This is a genomic window from Psychrosphaera sp. B3R10 (genome assembly GCF_018861025.1).
Classification (GTDB): Bacteria; Pseudomonadota; Gammaproteobacteria; order Enterobacterales; family Alteromonadaceae; genus Psychrosphaera; species Psychrosphaera algicola.
This window is the reverse complement of sequence record NZ_JAHKQH010000042.1, coordinates 29,540-44,656: the sequence shown is the minus strand read 5'-3', so window position 1 is coordinate 44,656 and position 15,117 is coordinate 29,540. Positions and strand designations below refer to the sequence as shown.

Annotated in this window: 17 protein-coding genes; 15 read left to right on the top strand and 2 right to left on the bottom strand. The window is 40.6% G+C overall.

Features of this window, described 5'->3' with window-relative positions:
* Positions 1 to 7: 7 nt before the first annotated feature.
* The gene (locus tag KO525_RS15595; protein ID WP_215964769.1) at positions 8 to 1,069 is read right to left on the bottom strand and encodes a type IV pilus twitching motility protein PilT; all 1,062 of its coding nucleotides are present in this window, start codon (positions 1,067 to 1,069) and stop codon (positions 8 to 10) included.
* A gap of 34 nt (positions 1,070 to 1,103) precedes the next feature.
* Here KO525_RS15595 and KO525_RS15590 point away from each other — a divergent pair, with 34 nt between their 5' ends.
* The 15 genes from KO525_RS15590 to lipA all read left to right on the top strand — a co-directional run bounded on the left by KO525_RS15590 (position 1,104) and on the right by lipA (position 13,553).
* Entirely contained in the window at positions 1,104 to 1,808 is a 705-nt protein-coding gene (locus KO525_RS15590) for a YggS family pyridoxal phosphate-dependent enzyme (RefSeq protein ID WP_215964768.1), read from the top strand.
* A gap of 18 nt (positions 1,809 to 1,826) precedes the next feature.
* The gene (gene proC, locus KO525_RS15585; RefSeq protein ID WP_215964767.1) at positions 1,827 to 2,669 is read left to right on the top strand and encodes a pyrroline-5-carboxylate reductase; all 843 of its coding nucleotides are present in this window, start codon (positions 1,827 to 1,829) and stop codon (positions 2,667 to 2,669) included.
* Between the two features lie 19 nt (positions 2,670 to 2,688).
* On the top strand, positions 2,689 to 3,231 hold the full coding sequence (locus KO525_RS15580; RefSeq protein ID WP_215964766.1) for a YggT family protein: 543 nt from the start codon (positions 2,689 to 2,691) through the stop codon (positions 3,229 to 3,231).
* Positions 3,231 to 3,671 (top strand): DUF4426 domain-containing protein, encoded by a 441-nt coding sequence (locus tag KO525_RS15575; protein ID WP_252736568.1) that lies wholly within the window; start codon positions 3,231 to 3,233, stop codon positions 3,669 to 3,671. Before KO525_RS15580 ends, KO525_RS15575 begins: the two co-directional genes overlap by 1 nt.
* A 368-nt stretch (positions 3,672 to 4,039) precedes the next feature.
* A complete protein-coding gene (locus KO525_RS15570) occupies positions 4,040 to 4,675 on the top strand; it encodes a GNAT family N-acetyltransferase (protein WP_215964765.1) in 636 nt (211 codons plus the stop codon).
* Positions 4,676 to 4,802: 127 nt separating this feature from the next.
* Positions 4,803 to 5,132: a DUF962 domain-containing protein gene (locus KO525_RS15565; protein WP_215964764.1), complete on the top strand. Its 330-nt coding sequence runs from the start codon at positions 4,803 to 4,805 to the stop codon at positions 5,130 to 5,132.
* A 102-nt stretch (positions 5,133 to 5,234) separates the two neighbouring features.
* Positions 5,235 to 5,573 carry a ribosome silencing factor gene (gene rsfS / locus KO525_RS15560; protein WP_215964763.1) on the top strand — a complete coding sequence of 113 codons (339 nt, stop codon included), beginning with the start codon at positions 5,235 to 5,237 and terminating at the stop codon, positions 5,571 to 5,573.
* 15 nt (positions 5,574 to 5,588) lie between these two features.
* Positions 5,589 to 6,059: a 23S rRNA (pseudouridine(1915)-N(3))-methyltransferase RlmH gene (gene rlmH, locus KO525_RS15555; RefSeq protein WP_215964762.1), complete on the top strand. Its 471-nt coding sequence runs from the start codon at positions 5,589 to 5,591 to the stop codon at positions 6,057 to 6,059.
* Positions 6,060 to 6,079: 20 nt separating this feature from the next.
* The gene (gene mrdA, locus KO525_RS15550; protein ID WP_215964761.1) at positions 6,080 to 8,014 is read left to right on the top strand and encodes a penicillin-binding protein 2; all 1,935 of its coding nucleotides are present in this window, start codon (positions 6,080 to 6,082) and stop codon (positions 8,012 to 8,014) included.
* A 1-nt stretch (position 8,015) separates the two neighbouring features.
* Positions 8,016 to 9,131: a rod shape-determining protein RodA gene (rodA, locus tag KO525_RS15545; RefSeq protein ID WP_215964760.1), complete on the top strand. Its 1,116-nt coding sequence runs from the start codon at positions 8,016 to 8,018 to the stop codon at positions 9,129 to 9,131.
* 1 nt (position 9,132) lies between these two features.
* A complete protein-coding gene (locus KO525_RS15540) occupies positions 9,133 to 9,900 on the top strand; it encodes a septal ring lytic transglycosylase RlpA family protein (RefSeq protein ID WP_215964759.1) in 768 nt (255 codons plus the stop codon).
* 479 nt (positions 9,901 to 10,379) lie between these two features.
* Positions 10,380 to 11,534: a serine hydrolase gene (locus KO525_RS15535; RefSeq protein WP_215964758.1), complete on the top strand. Its 1,155-nt coding sequence runs from the start codon at positions 10,380 to 10,382 to the stop codon at positions 11,532 to 11,534.
* 87 nt (positions 11,535 to 11,621) lie between these two features.
* Complete coding sequence (ybeD, locus tag KO525_RS15530; protein WP_215964757.1) at positions 11,622 to 11,894, top strand: DUF493 family protein YbeD; 273 nt, start codon at positions 11,622 to 11,624, stop codon at positions 11,892 to 11,894.
* A 5-nt stretch (positions 11,895 to 11,899) separates the two neighbouring features.
* Positions 11,900 to 12,595, top strand: coding sequence for a lipoyl(octanoyl) transferase LipB (gene lipB / locus KO525_RS15525; protein ID WP_215964756.1), 696 nt, complete (start codon positions 11,900 to 11,902; stop codon positions 12,593 to 12,595).
* On the top strand, positions 12,582 to 13,553 hold the full coding sequence (gene lipA, locus KO525_RS15520; RefSeq protein ID WP_215964755.1) for a lipoyl synthase: 972 nt from the start codon (positions 12,582 to 12,584) through the stop codon (positions 13,551 to 13,553). Before lipB ends, lipA begins: the two co-directional genes overlap by 14 nt.
* Positions 13,554 to 13,708: 155 nt before the next feature.
* On the opposite strand, the gene KO525_RS15515 is transcribed toward lipA, so the two are convergent.
* A complete protein-coding gene (locus KO525_RS15515) occupies positions 13,709 to 14,992 on the bottom strand; it encodes a vWA domain-containing protein (RefSeq protein WP_215964754.1) in 1,284 nt (427 codons plus the stop codon).
* Positions 14,993 to 15,117 lie beyond the last annotated feature (125 nt).

The following is a 15,117-nucleotide window of genomic DNA, read 5'->3' as shown; positions in this document are numbered from 1 at the left end:
TTCCGTCCTAGAATCCGCCGCCGCCAAAACCTTGGCTAAACATATTTTTGTCATTCGCTTTTGTTAATGCTTCATCTCGTGTAATCAAGCCCATATTAATGAGATTCATTAAACACTGATCCATTGTTTGCATGCCATGTGCTGCACCAGTCTGAATCGAAGAGTACATTTGCGCGACTTTGTCTTCACGAATTAAGTTACGTATTGCCGGAATACCAATCATTATTTCATGAGCAGCGGCACGTCCACCACCGACTTTCTTACATAAGGTTTGAGAAATTACCGCGCGCAGAGATTCAGATAACATCGACCTAACCATGCTTTTTTCTTCACCTGGAAATACGTCAATAATCCGGTCTATTGTTTTAGGGGCCGATGTTGTATGCAAAGTACCAAAGACTAAATGGCCGGTTTCTGCTGCGGTCATTGCTAATCGTATGGTTTCAAGATCTCGTAATTCACCAACTAAAATAACATCTGGATCTTCACGTAACGCCGAGCGTAATGCATTACTAAAACTGTGCGTATCTCGATGTACTTCTCGTTGACTAATTAAACTGCTCTTATTGTTGTGAACAAATTCGATAGGGTCTTCAATTGTTAAAATATGGTCGTGACGTTTAGCATTAATATAATCAATAATTGCTGCTAACGTTGTTGATTTACCCGAGCCGGTAGGGCCGGTTACTAGAACTAGACCACGAGGGTTATCAGCAATATCTCTGAAAATATCAGGAGCGCCAACTTCTTCTAATGACAACACTTCTGCCGGAATTGTTCTAAATACCGCACCAGCACCACGATTCATGTTAAATGCGTTAACACGAAAGCGCGCCAGATCTGGAACTTCAAACGAAAAATCCGTTTCTAAATTTTCTTCGTATTCTTTACGTTGCTTATCATTCATAATATCGTAAATAAGCGATTGAACTTCTTTCGAGTCCAATGCCGGAATATTTACGCGCCTCACGTCGCCATCAACCCTAATCATTGGTGGTGATCCAGCTGACAAATGTAAATCGGATGCTTTATGTTGCACACTAAACGCTAATAATTCGGTAATATCCATACTAATAACCTAGAGTTAATTAAAGTCAAAAATCATGTCGGAAAAAGAACTTATAAATACCATAGCAAATAGCCTGTCAACTGCCCACGACAATATTCAAATGGCGGCTCAAAAAGCTGAAAAATCAGCAACTAATGTAAAACTTATGGCGGTAAGTAAAACCAAACCCTTATCAAACATTATAGCGGCATATGAATGTGGGCAACGTATATTTGGCGAAAATTATGCCCAAGAACTAAATGAAAAATATAAGGCTCTGGCACATCTAAAGGACATTGAATGGCATTATATCGGCCCTATTCAAAGTAATAAGACGCAAATCGTAGCAGAAGCCGCTAATTGGGTAGACAGTGTTGACCGTGAAAAAATCGCAATTCGACTCAATAATCACGCACAACAACTGGAAAAAAATCTGAATATTTTGATCCAGGTGAACATATCAAACTCTGACAAAAAGTCGGGGGTATTAATAACAAAGGTAGAAGAGTTAGCAGACGTTATAAACAATTTACCGCACTTGACTCTAAAAGGCCTGATGGCTATTCCCGATCAACATGACGACAAACAACAACTTAAAAATGAATTTATCCAAATGCACACTTGTTTTATGCAATTGCAACATCAATATCCTACAGTTGACACTTTGTCGCTAGGAATGTCTGGTGATATGGATTTAGCAATCGCGAGTGGTAGCACAATGGTAAGAATTGGCACTGCCATCTTTGGCTCAAGAAACTAAAAAGACAAGAAACTATTTATGACATTAAATCAAACATTCGCATTTATTGGCGCAGGCAATATGTCTGGCGCAATTTTAACTGGTATGGTTAACGCTGGCGTCCCAGCCACACAAATTTATGCCACCAATCGAAGCAAAGAGAAAAACGAAAAACTACATGCGGAACTCGGTGTTATTACAAATTGCAGTAACCGTCAGGCTATCGAACACTCAGATGTTGTTATCCTTGGCGTCAAACCGCAAATGATGTTGCAAATGCTTAAAGAGTTGGTGGCAGACGGCGTCGATTTTAGTTCAAAACTTGTTGTCACCGTTGCTGCAGGTCTTAATAGTCAAAGCTATAAAGACATTATTGGCAATGTTAGGTTTATCCGCACTATGCCAAATACGCCGTCAGTATTAGGCCTTGGCATGACGGGCATTTATTCAGCGTCTGACATAACAACGTTTGATCAGGATGTAATCGAACAGGACAAAGCGGTTGCTGAGAATGTATTTAAATGTGTTGGCGAAACGGTTTGGCTAAATGAAGAAGCACAAATTGACGCTGTAGCGGCGATTTCGGGCTCCGGTCCGGCGTATTTTTTCTTGTTTATGGAAGGACTAATTGAAAAAGCTAAATCGCTAGGATTCTCTGACGAAGAAGCTAAACTGATGGTCAAGCAAACGGCTATTGGCGCAACAACAATGGCGCAACAAGCCACGATTGAAGTTGAGCAACTGAGAAAAAATGTCACTTCGCCCGGTGGCACAACCGCAGAGGCGATCCGTTGTTATGAACAGAATAATTTGTCCGCCATATCTGCCGATGCTTTAGATGCAAATATCGCAAGAGCAAAAGAGCTTAGCCAATTATCATAATTATTAAGGTACTTTATATATGCAAGCGTTTCACTTTTTAATTTCAACCTTATTTGATTTATATCTCATGGTTGCCATTCTGCGTGTTTGGCTACAGTTGGTTCGAGCTGACTTTTACAATCCTGTTAGCCAATTTGTAGTTAAAGCGACAAATCCGCTTTTAGTTCCGTTACGTCGAGTTGTTCCCGGTGTTGCCGGTATCGACTGGGCTGGCGTTGTACTTGTTTACTTAGTGGCGACACTAAAAATAGTCGCAATCCAAGCCTTGTTTAGTAACGGATTTCCAATTCCTGAAATTTTAATTGCTGGTTTATTTACTGTGATTAAAGAAATATTCACTATTGTTTTCTGGGTAACTATTATCCGCGCCATCATGAGTTGGATATCACAGGGTTATAATCCGGTCGAAGCGTTATTACACCAACTAACAGACCCTATATTGGCGCCCATTCGTAAAATCATTCCACCAATTGGTGGATTGGATTTAAGCCTAATTGTATTTTTAATCGGACTGCAGTTTGTTCAAATATTAGTTAATGAAATGTTAAAAATGGTATTTTAATGAGCAGTCAAATAAATTTAAAAACACTGTGTTTTATCTGCGTTATGGTCCTTACGTCATGGACTGTATCGGCAGAACAAAAGGTCGTAAAGGGTGATTGGGATATTCATTACATCGCCTTTCCAAGCTCCTTTCTAAACCCAACGGTAGCTAAAACTTACGAATTGCAGCGTAGTCGATATATGGGGGTTGTAAATATTTCCGTTCTAGACAATCAAAATAATGACGCTGCAAAAAATGTCTATGTTACCGGAACAGCAAGAAACCTACTTGGCCAAACTAAATCGTTATCATTTAGCAAGGTGAAAGAGGGAGACGCTATTTATTATTTAGCACAACTGAAATTTAGTAATGAAGAAATCTATAAGTTTGATATTGATATCAAATTAGGTGACCGGTCAGAAAAATTAAAATTTGACCAAAAATTTTATGTTGATTAACCCCCTCCTGAGGAATTTAGGTTAGCGTGAAACCATTAAGTCGTGAGGTCAATTCTTTTCAATTGACCTCACTTCTTGTTTTGACAGCCACACCTGTAAAAGCCAGCCCTAAAATCGACCTTTGCACTAGCCCTCTTTATACCTCGTTGTAACTGCCAAATAACATTCCAACATTCCATTATAAAAAGATTAGAACGGAGCAAAGTCATCTATCAATCAGAAAGCATATTGTGAACCAATCTTCAGAAATATTTTGCCGTTTTAAACTAAAAATTGTAAATTCAGTGAATCGTTGAATATTTATACTTGGCGATTTGAAAATATATTGGTACGTTATGTTCACTCAAATGAATAAGGATTGTAAACGAATGTCTGCTACACAAGAACACTCGGAAGACTTAGGAATTAAAGCAATTTTATTAACGGCAGAAGAAATTAATCTCGCAGCCTCGTTGCTTTATGTTGCTTATCACGAAGATCCTGTATTTAAACATATTTTCGAAAGTGAGCGTCCAGATTACGATAAGCGTCTTCGTGCTGCGATCCGCGAAGAACTTGCGGCTTTTTGGCAAACTGAACAGCCTATGATTGGCCTCTATTCTGATGAACATTTACTCGCTGTTGCGTGTTTAATTGAACCGCAAACCGGATTGGAACCAGAACGTTTTTGGCACTGGCGCTTAAAAATGATGATCAACGCAGGCTATTTAAGCACTAAAAACATGATCGAAAAAGAAAAACGTGTCGCCGCTGCTATCCCATTTGACCACTATCATTTATTAACATTTATTGCCGTTCACCCTGACCATCAACATTTAGGATTGGGCCATTATTTGATCAAAGCCGTTGATTCAATTGTTAATGAAAATAGCCTATCTAAAGGTGTTGCGGTTTTTGTTACAAAAGAAAAAAACAAGCCTCTGTTTGACGGTGGCAATTATAAAGAATTAGAAGATATCACCATCGGCGATGTTTGCGGTACGCTAATGTTTAGAGAGAAGTAAAACGTCATTCAATACAGACTTAGCGGCAAACAAGTTAACCTTATTGTCTGATAATGTTTTAGATAAAATGAATGTAAATTCGAAACAAAAGTGAAAAAGCGTACCAACGACAAAGGGAGATGAATAGATGAACGATGCCCCCCCTCAAAAATTTTCATCATTTGCTGAATTTTATCCTTTTTATCTTGCTGAACACAGCAAACCAATGTGCCGAGCCCTTCATTACGTTGGCTCAACATTGGTACTGTTAACTTTGTTTTATGGTCTGTTCACATCCCAATATTATGTATTTTGGTATTTGCCACTACTTGGTTATGGCTTTGCTTGGATCGCCCATTTTTTTATTGAGAAAAACCGCCCCGCCACTTTTACCTATCCTTTCTATAGTTTTCTTGGTGATTGGGTCATGTTAAAAGACTTTTTATTTGGAAAGCTTCCAAAATCCACCTCAAAATAAGGTTTGTACCATTAATTTGGGATTAAATCCGCGAACACTTTTACAAATCGGGCTGTGACGCGTAAAATTACAAACCTTAATTATAAATAGGCCAAACTTACTTTGTTAAATAAAGAAATATTAAATGCTGTTTTAGAAAATATAGACAGTCTTAAAGCTCGTGATGTTCAAACTATAAATGTCAGCAAAACATCTTCGATTACCGATTACATGGTAATTTGTTCAGGCAACTCTAAAAAACATGTGCAATCTATTGCAGACCACGCATTAACTGAAGCTAAGCATTCTGACAATCCACCGATTGGTATTGAAGGATTTACTGAAGGTGAATGGGTTTTAGTGGATTTAGGCGGCGTTGTTCTGCATGTGATGCAAGATGCCACTCGAGACTTCTACCAATTAGAAAAACTTTGGCAAGCCTCCAGCTCAAATGACGAATAAATTGCGACTGACCAAATGAAAATTCAGTTAGTTGCTGTTGGCACCAAAATGCCCAAGTGGGTAGAAATCGGATTTGCTGAATATCAGCGCCGATTTCCAAAAGACTGCCAGTTTGACCTCACCGAAATTGCCGCCGGGAAGCGCGGTAAAAACGCAGACATACCTCGTATTTTGCAAGCCGAAGGCGAAAAAATGCTAGCGGCTGTGCCTCAATCAAATCGCATAGTAACGTTAGAAGTTACCGGTAAACCTTGGGATACTCACCAACTGTCTGAGCAACTGAGTCGTTGGCAGATGGACGGCAGAGACGTCAGTCTACTTGTCGGTGGCCCTGAAGGTTTGTCACCTGAGTGTATTCAACGTTCAGAACAAAAATGGTCCCTATCACCTTTAACCTTGCCACATCCGATGGTTCGCGTTATCGTGGCGGAAAGTCTATATCGAGCTTGGAGTTTAAATAATAATCATCCTTATCATAGAGAATGATTTTTATATAATTCAATCATATGCGCCGTAACTCCTATCAAATCCAAGACCATTCTGCTGAAGCAAATTTATTTGCGCGTCGAGCTATAATCTCGTTTGTTTTTGTGGTTTGCATGATGGGGGTATTAATCGGTAATCTCTATTATTTACAAGTCGCTTCTTACCAATCTTACCAAACTCGGTCTAACGACAATCGAATAAAAGTCCAACCGATTGCACCTAATCGTGGTGTAATTAAAGACATTAATGGCAATGTGCTGGCAACCAATGAACCCACGTTTTCATTGGAGATCATTCCCGAACTCGTCGACGATATGGATGAAACTATCGCTGCGGTTAGTGAGGTTATCGAACTTTCAGAAGAGCACATCAGCGCGTTTAAAAAATCAATAAAATACCAGCGTCGCTTTAAAGGCATGCCGATTAAGACAAAATTGACTGAAAAAGAAGTTGCATCCTTTAGTGTTCACCAACACAAGTTTCCAGGTGTTTCTATCGAAGCTCGTTTAGCGCGTTATTATCCCTATGATTCATTTCTGACCCATGCAGTAGGTTATGTCGGAAAAATAAATAAAAAAGACATTCATCGCTTAGAACAAAACAGTCAAATTCAAAACTATGCCGCAACACGGAGTATCGGAAAGTTAGGAATTGAACGTTTCTACGAGACGCAACTCCACGGCATAACTGGCAGTGAAGAAGTTGAAGTTAATCACCGTAGTCGAGTGATTAGACAGCTTAGTGTCACACCGCCCATTCCTGGCAGCGACTTACACCTATCCATTGATGTTGAAATGCAGAAAAAGGCCCAGGAAATTTTAGACGGGAATCGCGGAGCCATTGTCGCAATGGATCCACGCGACGGTTCAATATTAGCTCTGTACAGTAATCCAAGTTATAACCCTAATTACTTTGTTAGTGGTATAAGCCAAAAACTTTATTCTAAGATTGTTAATTCTAAAGACAAACCTATGTTAAACCGGGTAACGCAGGGCCAATATCCACCGGCTTCAACCGTTAAACCACAATTAGCATTACTTGGTTTGCATAACAAATTGATTACCCCCGAAACCACTATATGGGACCCTGGCTATTGGCGATTTCCAAACCTAGATGTTAAACGTCGTTTTAGAGATTGGAAACCATCTGGTCATGGCCATGTTAACTTGTCATTATCTATCCGCCAATCCTGCGATATTTATTACTATGATTTAGCCTATCGGCTAGGGATCGATGAAATTAGTAAATTTGGGCATCGGTTTGGCTTTGGCAATTACACTGGCATCGACTTAAAAGAAGAATCCAAAGCCAATATGCCTTCGAGGGAATGGAAAAAAGAACGATTTAAGCAACCTTGGTACAAAGGCGATACAATTTCTATTGGTATAGGCCAAGGATATTGGACGGCAACGCCAATTCAACTTGCGATGGCAACATCGGTTATGGTCAACAAAGGTACGGTCATCGAGCCTAGGATCGTCACAGGGATCACTAATCAAGGCGAATATCAAGCAACCCCCGTTAAAATCCGTGAGCCAATTGATGACGTAGAAACTGAAAATTGGGATCTCATTTTAAAGGCCATGTACGATACTGTAAATGCTGATAACGGTACGGCCCGTTCGGCCTTCGTAGGGTCAGTTTATAGTTCTGCGGGAAAAACCGGAACGGCGCAGCTTTTCTCTCTTGGTGAAGACGAAGAGTATGAAGTAGAAAAAGTTGCTGAACGTCAACGCGATAACGCCATGTATATTGGTTTTGCGCCTTTTGATTCACCGTCAATTGTTATCGTGGTTGCCGTCGAGAATGCTGGCGGTGGTGGTTCTAACGCAGCGCCGATTGCACGGCAAATGATGGATTTGTATTTTGCACTAGGTATTCCGAGTAAACGAAAAGTTGCTCCGTTAATTGATATCGTAGCGCCCGTTTCAACTACAGTTAAGGCCGGAGAATAAGATGGCAAAAACTGAACACGAAAAACGTCGTAGTTCGTTGTTTTTTCGCTTTCATATCGACATTCCGTTATTGCTCGGAATATTGACACTAATGGCGCTGAGTATGTGCGTCGTATATAGTGCCGGCGGTCAAAACATGGATATGGTTATTCGACAAGCGGTTAGACTTGGCATTGGCATCGTTGTGATGATTGTCGTCGCACAAATATCCCCATTTACTTACCAAAAATGGGCACCCCACTTGTATATCCTTGGCGTTGCGTTTTTACTCGCTGTATTGTTATTTGGCGATATGGGTAAAGGAGCCCAACGTTGGCTCGATTTAAAAATCGTTAAATTCCAACCATCTGAAGTAATGAAACTCGCTTTACCTATGATGATGGCGTGGTTTTTAAGTGTATTTACCTTGCCCCCTTCGAGTAAAAATACGCTATTTAGCTTTATAATAATCGCTATTCCAACGCTACTTATTGCCAAACAGCCTGATTTAGGCACCGCCATATTAGTTGCCAGCAGTGGATTTTTTGTGTTGTTTTTGGCGGGTTTAAGGTTTCGGATAATTATCGGTTTGCTCAGTGCATCTGTGCCCTTCCTTTATATCCTCTGGAACTTCTTGATGCATGGATATCAAAAGCAACGTGTGCTTACTTTCTTAAACCCCGAAAGCGATCCACTCGGTTCTGGCTATCATATTATTCAATCAAAAATTGCCATTGGCTCAGGCGGCACAAATGGTAAAGGATTTTTACACGGGACACAGTCGCAACTGGAATTTTTACCAGAACGCCACACCGACTTTATCTTTTCAGTCTTTAGTGAAGAGTTTGGGTTTATTGGGGTTTTAATGCTGATGTCTGTATATGCCTTTATTATCGCCCGAGGTATTTATATTGCGGTTCGGGCTCAAGAAGGCTTTGCTAAATTGCTGGCTGGCAGTTTGATCTTAACCTTTTTTGTTTATCTCTTTGTCAATATTGGAATGGTTTCCGGCCTTCTCCCTGTCGTTGGTGTACCGCTTCCACTCGTCAGTTATGGCGGCACCTCTATTGTGACGTTAATGGCAAGTTTTGGTATTTTAATGGCAATTAGCACCAATAAACGTTTATTAGCGAGTTAACATGAAGTTTGTATTTGTCTTTGTAGCCTTATTATTGGCGTCTTGTACCAGTGGCCGATATGATCACAAACACGATAGCGCACCCGTTCGCCCGCCAACGGCAATGGAACTCGAAGATGCAAAAGTAGTGCACGAGCCTGTGGGACGTGGCAATAATCCTTACATCGTTTTTGGAAAAAAATACAAACCAATGCGAGATAGGAAACCTTATTCACAGCAAGGCATTGCTTCTTGGTATGGCAAAAAATTCCATGGGCACTTAACCTCAAATGGCGAGGTTTATGACATGTATGCCATGTCGGCGGCGCATAAAACTCTGCCTTTACCTAGCTATGTAAAAGTAACCAACCTTTCAAATAATAAAACCGTAGTGGTCCGAGTGAATGACAGAGGGCCATTTCATGAAAGTCGTATCATTGACTTATCCTATTCAGCGGCAGTGAAAATTGGGGTTTTTGACACCGGTACTGCCAATGTGAAAATCGAAACGATATTACCACCCCCTCTCAAACCTGAAAAGCCTACTGTTGCGCTTGAATCGTCACAGTATCAAATAAGAGTTTCTGGGTTTCAATCTCGTGATGAAGTCCGTGATACCGCTGTAGGGCTTAGTCATATGTTACATATTGACTCAAAGTTTATTGACGACTCACATCACCAAACCTTGATAATTGGCCCATTTGGCTCAGAAAAAGATGCCAAGCAGCTTAAACAAAAAGTACATGACTTTGGTTACCCAGAAGCAACATTGGAAGCCTATTCAAAATAGTCGAATTTCCGATTTCAGACTTTTAGATTGCTTACATTTGGGTTCTCGACTTTTAGTACTCTTAATAAGAACATACTATTTATCGTACCGCAGAGCTAAACGGACCCACTTTAGTATTCGTATTCGTTGTCGTAGATTCGCATTGACGACCAACATACAGTTACTTTGACCAGAAATAGTCACGCCTTCACTCGACATTTGTGTTGCAATCTTCCTCTGGGCTAGGCAATAGGCAAATTTTTGCGTCCATTTAGGCCACCGCATGAATTTATCTCAAACCTTATTTATTTCGTAAAACCCTGAACTCCATAGCCATTAATTTGTCACTTGTTAGGGGGATACCATTAGATTAAACAAATTGTCGGTTATTTCACTGGTCTGCTAGACATGCTTAGCTAACGTGTGGATAATATCGACCCTAAATAACACGCCTCATCCTTTTGTATTTAACTACTGTTATTGGAATTCAATTTTAAAACATGAAAAAATTATTAACTCGAATTATCTTAGTATCTGCCACGGTTTTCACCCTGAACGTTAACGCCAACTTTTTAGTCCCAAACCCGCCTTTAGTTAATGCCAAGGGTTACATTCTAATTGACTTTGACACTGGTAAGGTTCTCGCTGAAAAAAATGCGGATGAGCAACTTAACCCTGCAAGTTTGACAAAAATGATGACGAGTTATGTTATTGGTCGTGAAATTCAAAACGGCACAATTTCATTAACGGACATGGTAACTGTTAGTCACAAAGCCTGGTCAAAGAACTTCCCAGAATCATCAAAAATGTTCATCGAAGTCGGGAAAGAAGTTTCTGTTTCTGACTTAAATCGGGGCATTATCATTCAATCAGGTAACGACGCATGTGTGGCAATGGCAGAACATATTGCCGGGAGTGAAGATCAGTTTGCACAATTAATGAACTTGTACGCTGAAAAAATTGGCCTACATGATTCTCATTTTGTGAATAGCCATGGCTTAACTGCAGATGGCCACATGACTACCGCTCGCGATATGGCTAAACTTGGTGCCGCTTTAATACGCGACGTACCTGAAGAATACGCAATCTACCAAGAAAAAGACTTCACGTTTAACAACATTTCTCAAATTAATCGTAACAGTTTGTTATGGGATAAAAGCCTCAATGTAGATGGTATTAAAACCGGTCATACAGACGCTGCTGGTTATTCACTTGTATCATCAGCGACCAAAGGCGAAATGCGCCTTATCGCGGTTGTTATGGGTACCGCAAGTAAGCGAGCGCGTAAAGTTGAAAGCAAAAAGCTATTAAATTACGGATTCCGATTCTTTGAAACTTTAACCGCTTATGAAGCCGGTACTGAGTTTGCCAAGCAAAAAATCTACATGGGCGACAAAGATGAAGTACGTTTAGGTATAAACCAAAGCACCCCAATTACTATCCCTCGTGGTTATAGAGAAAAATTAACAGCAAGTTTCACTCTTGATAAAGAGTTAGAAGCCCCAATTAATAAAGGCGCTGTTGTTGGGACTCTGACGTTAAAAATTGAAGACGAACTCATTACCCAATATCCATTAGTTTCACTCGATGAAGTGAATGAAGGCAGTGTCTTTAAAAAGATAAAAGACTTCGTCAAAAAGAAACTCGACCTATAATAAATACGTTGAGTAACAAAAAACCGGTCTAAAGATCGGTTTTTCGGTTTTATTAAACCTTACCCCTACGAAACATGAGGTTTTAACATGACAGTAAAAGATACGAAATTTGACGAGTTATTGGATTTTCCTTGTCAGCAAACGTTTAAAATCATGGGCGTGGCGCACGACGACTTACCGGTTCACGTCATAACCGTTTTACAAAGGCTCGCTCCGGGTGATTACGTCCCAAAAATAAAGCCGAGCAGTAAAGGCAATTACCATTCACTTTCTATATCGGTAACTGTGACAAGCAAAGACCATATGGAACTTGTTTATAACGAACTTGGTGCACTTGAACTTGTGCGTGTGGTACTTTAGTCGTCATGACCAACCTAAATGACAAGCTTGTTATTCGTCAACTTGGTCGTTCTGATTACGAGCCAATATGGCACAAAATGCAGGACTTTACTGACCGCAGAAACGACGACACCGTCGATGAATTATGGGTGGTCGAGCACAACCCGGTATTTACACAAGGCCAAGCAGGTAAAGAAGAACATTTGTTAAATACCGGTGGAATTCCGGTCATTAAAGTAGACCGTGGTGGTCAAGTCACTTATCACGGTCCCGGCCAACTTGTTGTTTACTTATTGCTTAATTTACGTCGCCGTAAGATAGGTGTTCGTGAATTAGTTACTCAAATTGAACAATCAATTGTCGACCTACTGGCACAATTTGATATTGAAGCATATCCAAAAAAAGACGCTCCTGGTGTTTATGTTGATCAGAAAAAGATCGCTTCCCTAGGATTGCGGGTTCGTAAAGGTTGCAGTTTTCATGGCCTTGCGTTAAACGTAGATATGGATATGGAACCGTTTTTGCGAATTAATCCATGTGGCTACGCTGGACTTGAAATGGTCCAGTCTAATCAGATTGGCGGGCCTTCCCACGTTTCTGATGCTGCAGATAGACTGACAAAAATACTGGCGCTTTCGCTTAATGCGAAGGACATTGAAATCACACAAGGCATAACGGATCTTGAACAAAGGTTAGTTGAAAAAAACGATGAGCAGAATTAAAACATCTCAATTAGAAGCAGGCGTTAAATTACGTGATGCAGACAAAATGGCGCTAATTCCGGTAAAGATCATGCCGACTGAACGCGAAACCATGTTAAGAAAACCTGATTGGTTGAAGATCAGATTGCCTAAGTCGAGCGAAAAAATCGACAACATCAAAAAAGCGATGCGTAGCCAAGGGTTAAGTTCTGTATGTGAAGAAGCGTCATGCCCTAACCTGCCAGAATGTTTTACCCACGGCACGGCAACTTTCATGATTCTAGGTGACATTTGTACTCGCCGTTGTCCATTTTGTGACGTTGCTCATGGACGCCCATTGCCTCCAAGTGCTCAAGAGCCAGAAAAGCTCGCCATAACCATCAAAGAAATGGGCCTTAAATATGTTGTTATCACCTCTGTTGACCGTGATGACTTGCGTGACGGCGGTGCCCAACACTTTGCTGATTGTGTGACTGAAATTCGTAAACATAACCCTGGCATTAAAGTTGAAATTTTGGTTCCTGATTTCCGTGGAAGAATGGACACTGCTCTGGAGATTTTAGGGACCGCACCACCGGATGTGTTTAATCACAATTTAGAAACAGCGCCTCGTATGTATCGTTTAGCTCGTCCAGGCGCTAACTACAAGTGGTCACTAGAATTACTTCAAAAATTCAAAGCACAACATCCAGAGGTTGATACTAAATCAGGGCTGATGGTTGGACTTGGTGAAACAAACGAAGAGATAATTGAAGTACTAAAAGATCTTCGCGAGCACGACGTAGACATGTTAACTATTGGCCAGTACTTACAACCAAGTAAACATCACTTGCCAGTAGAACGTTATGTACCGCCTGCTGAGTTTGATATCTTTAAAGCTGAAGCTGACAACCTAGGTTTTAAACATGCGGCCTCAGGTCCATTTGTACGCTCTAGTTATCATGCGGACAAACAAGCAGCTGGTGAAGAGGTTAAATAAAAATAGTCGACTGTAAAATCAGTCTCTATTAGATAAAAGGCGCCCATTGCAATCACATTGGGCGCCTTTTTACATCGCTTTATCGTATAACCAAGATTAATCATTTAATCCTAAAGTTAACACCTAAAGTGCGATATCACATGAATGATTGCGCACTATTCGCCACAGATGCCATTTTGATAGTTACCTTTGGTTCGAACAATTTCGTTTTCTGTTGGTTCAGTACGAGCGCCTGTGAACAAATCCAATATCACTCGGCGGATATTACTGTCGAGACGTGTCACAACATAACAGTCTGCTGTTGGCTCTTCATGGGTGCCACCAACGCCTGAATCATCGGTTAGGAATATATACCGACTGTGTGTTAGCGCCGCCAAACCGCGCATTACAAACTCAGCTTTTAACGCTACACCACTGGCTGCGATCGGGATGATATGAATTTGCTGTTCACGTGCCTGTTGGCCAAGTTCCCAGGTTGTTATTAACGCTTCGTCGTGTGGTGGCGCGTCAGCGACTAACAACATCATTTTGGTCGCCTGTCCACGCCATTGTTGTTGTAATGCCTCGCCAATACCTCGTTCCATCGCCTCTGGGTAATCACCACCACCATCGTAATTCTGTTCTGACAAGTCATCGAGAATTTGGTCGACATCACTTGATAGGTCAAAGACTCGAGTAACATAAAGATCGCCATCATCACGATACATAACCAATCCTAAATTAAGGTCAATGCCGCCTAATGAAACTGAGAGTTCATTCAGTATCGAAGCCAGTTCAACTTTAAGATAAGCCAGTTCGTCCCCCATACTTCCTGTTGTATCAATTACCACCATCAAGTCTAACATTGACGGCGAATTTGCAAAGTCTTCTATTTTGAAATCAACAGTACGTTGGTCGCCTAATTCGCTAATTTTTATTGTTTTTGAAACTGAATAAGTATCATAAGTAACCGTAATATCAACCGTATCTGATAGGCTATCTAATGCAGGATAAAGGTGAACCCAACCAGCGCTAGGTGTTGAAAGTGAATACCCAGTATCACCAGACTGTATTGAAATCGTTGCACCACCGAATGGTTTGTCATCCATATCAACAACAGACAATTTAATTGCATTAGTAATATCAAAGGTAGGAAATTCAGAAAATTCTTCTGACCCCTGTAAAATAGAGGTTATATAATCTGAATAAAGTGCAGGATTAAGTAAGTCGTCATAATCGCCAGACGTTAATGTGCCGGCTTGAATTTCGGTTTCCGTACCGGTAGACGGGCTGACTTCTCCAGACCATAAAGCATCAGAATCGACACTTGTTTTGTCTGTGCCATCAGCAACGGGAGTCTCTGTGACGATTTCTGTATCGGAGTCAGCACTTTCAGTAACCACTTCACCACAGCCTCCTAACAAAGCCAATACAAAACACATTGTGGTAATTTTATTCATTCTTTCGTCCTTAATTTAATCCAGTCCATAATCTAGCAGGTCAAGTAACACCATTATGTAATCATTTGTTATCGAATGTTACTTGACCATTAATGCAGCTAGAGCTTGCAACAAGCTTTAAATCC

Excerpts from the sequence above, each read along its gene's own strand:
- KO525_RS15595 (WP_215964769.1), bottom strand. The coding sequence starts at position 1,069 with ATGGATATTACCGAATTATTAGCGTTTAGTGTGCAACATAAAGCATCC.
- KO525_RS15590 (WP_215964768.1), top strand. The coding sequence starts at position 1,104 with ATGTCGGAAAAAGAACTTATAAATACCATAGCAAATAGCCTGTCAACT.
- proC (WP_215964767.1), top strand. The coding sequence starts at position 1,827 with ATGACATTAAATCAAACATTCGCATTTATTGGCGCAGGCAATATGTCT.
- KO525_RS15580 (WP_215964766.1), top strand. The coding sequence starts at position 2,689 with ATGCAAGCGTTTCACTTTTTAATTTCAACCTTATTTGATTTATATCTC.
- KO525_RS15575 (WP_252736568.1), top strand. The coding sequence starts at position 3,231 with ATGAGCAGTCAAATAAATTTAAAAACACTGTGTTTTATCTGCGTTATG.
- KO525_RS15570 (WP_215964765.1), top strand. The coding sequence starts at position 4,040 with ATGTCTGCTACACAAGAACACTCGGAAGACTTAGGAATTAAAGCAATT.
- KO525_RS15565 (WP_215964764.1), top strand. The coding sequence starts at position 4,803 with ATGAACGATGCCCCCCCTCAAAAATTTTCATCATTTGCTGAATTTTAT.
- rlmH (WP_215964762.1), top strand. The coding sequence starts at position 5,589 with ATGAAAATTCAGTTAGTTGCTGTTGGCACCAAAATGCCCAAGTGGGTA.
- mrdA (WP_215964761.1), top strand. The coding sequence starts at position 6,080 with ATGCGCCGTAACTCCTATCAAATCCAAGACCATTCTGCTGAAGCAAAT.
- rodA (WP_215964760.1), top strand. The coding sequence starts at position 8,016 with ATGGCAAAAACTGAACACGAAAAACGTCGTAGTTCGTTGTTTTTTCGC.
- KO525_RS15540 (WP_215964759.1), top strand. The coding sequence starts at position 9,133 with ATGAAGTTTGTATTTGTCTTTGTAGCCTTATTATTGGCGTCTTGTACC.
- KO525_RS15535 (WP_215964758.1), top strand. The coding sequence starts at position 10,380 with ATGAAAAAATTATTAACTCGAATTATCTTAGTATCTGCCACGGTTTTC.
- ybeD (WP_215964757.1), top strand. The coding sequence starts at position 11,622 with ATGACAGTAAAAGATACGAAATTTGACGAGTTATTGGATTTTCCTTGT.
- lipB (WP_215964756.1), top strand. The coding sequence starts at position 11,900 with ATGACCAACCTAAATGACAAGCTTGTTATTCGTCAACTTGGTCGTTCT.
- lipA (WP_215964755.1), top strand. The coding sequence starts at position 12,582 with ATGAGCAGAATTAAAACATCTCAATTAGAAGCAGGCGTTAAATTACGT.
- KO525_RS15515 (WP_215964754.1), bottom strand. The coding sequence starts at position 14,992 with ATGAATAAAATTACCACAATGTGTTTTGTATTGGCTTTGTTAGGAGGC.